This window comes from uncultured Campylobacter sp., from assembly GCF_937890585.1.
Classification (GTDB): Bacteria; Campylobacterota; Campylobacteria; order Campylobacterales; family Campylobacteraceae; genus Campylobacter_A.
In genome coordinates this window covers 1-1,272 of sequence record NZ_CALACG010000370.1, presented here as the reverse complement: position 1 = coordinate 1,272, position 1,272 = coordinate 1, and the positions used below count along the sequence as shown (strand labels likewise).

2 protein-coding genes and 1 pseudogene are annotated in these 1,272 nt (G+C 41.8%); 1 reads left to right on the top strand and 2 read right to left on the bottom strand.

What is annotated here, in order from left to right; all coding sequences use genetic code 11:
• Positions 1-111: pseudogene (locus Q0296_RS11040) on the top strand (flavodoxin); the annotation flags it as partial.
• A gap of 28 nt (positions 112-139) precedes the next feature.
• On the opposite strand, the gene Q0296_RS11035 reads toward Q0296_RS11040, so the two are convergent.
• Both Q0296_RS11035 and Q0296_RS11030 read right to left on the bottom strand, forming a co-directional pair.
• On the bottom strand, positions 140-877 hold the full coding sequence (locus tag Q0296_RS11035; RefSeq protein WP_103646885.1) for an amino acid ABC transporter ATP-binding protein: 738 nt from the start codon (positions 875-877) through the stop codon (positions 140-142).
• The coding region (locus Q0296_RS11030; RefSeq protein WP_298040547.1) for an amino acid ABC transporter permease at positions 877-1,272 on the bottom strand (396 nt) is incomplete at its 5' end. The genes Q0296_RS11035 and Q0296_RS11030, both read right to left, overlap by 1 nt.

Below are 1,272 nucleotides of genomic sequence, written 5' to 3'. Positions count from 1 at the left end.
GTAAGAGGCGGTAAATTTGTAGGTCTAGCGCTTGATGCTGATAACCAAAGTGACAAGACTGAGGGTAGAATTTCAGCTTGGATCGAGCAGATAAAACCATACTTTGCATAGTTAATTTAGCTAGATCTTCTAGCTAAATTTATATATCCATAGCCGAGATGAAGCTTTTTATCCTCTCATTTTGGCTGTTAAAAAACTCATCTACCAAGCCATCAAAGGCGATCACACCTTTATCTAAAAACAAAATTCTATCAGCTATCTTTCTAGCAAAATTCATATTATGAGTGACGATGATCATAGACTTTTTCTCTTTTGCAAGAGATAAGATGACCTTTAAAACTTCAGCCTCAAGCTCTGGATCAAGCGCACTTGTAGGCTCGTCAAGTAGCAAAAAGTATGGATTTACAGCTAACGCTCTAGCGATGGCCACGCGCTGTGCTTGTCCGCCTGAGAGCCTGTTTGGATAGGTATCTTCTTTGTGGCTAAGCCCCACTTTAGCTAAAAGCTCTTTTGCCTCTTTTATCGCTTTGTTTTTATCCTTTTTTTGAACGTAGATCGGAGCTTCGGTGACATTTTGAAGCGCTGTTAGGTGAGGGAAGAGGTTGAAGCTTTGAAAGACCATGCCTGTTTTTTTACGAATTTCTAAAAGCTCTTTTGAGCTTAGCTTCTCTTTAAAATTTACGCTCCTGTCATCTACCTCTAAAGTGCCACTTTGTGGGATCTCAAGTAAATTTATGCATCTAAGAAGCGTTGATTTGCCACAACCAGATGAGCCAACGATCACGGTCGTTTGCCCCTCTTTAAAGCTTGTACTTATGTTATCTAGCACCAAATGATCGCCGTAAGATTTGCTTATATTTTTAAAATTTATAGCCATTAGACATACCTTGAGACAGCTTTTTCAAGCCTTGATTGAAGATAGGTTAAGAGTGTGCAAACCACTAGATAGATGAGCGCTGCTAGGATGTAGAGGATGAGTGGCTCAAAGGTCCTTGCTGCGATCCTTTGAGCGACCATAAACATATCCACCATCGTTATAGAAGCTGCTAGTGAAGTGTCTTTAACAAGGCCTATAAATGTGTTTGAAAGCGGAGGGAGCGAGATCCTCACTGCTTGAGGTGCGATGATGCGCTTTAAAATTTGATAGTGCGTCATGCCAAGCGATGTGGCTGCCTCCCACTGACCTTTTGGCACAGAAAGTATGGCAGCCCTTACAGACTCAGACGCATAAGCACCCACGTTTAGGCTAAATGCGATAGTCGCCGCACTCCA

Excerpts from the sequence above, each read along its gene's own strand:
- Q0296_RS11035 (WP_103646885.1), bottom strand. The coding sequence starts at position 877 with ATGGCTATAAATTTTAAAAATATAAGCAAATCTTACGGCGATCATTTG.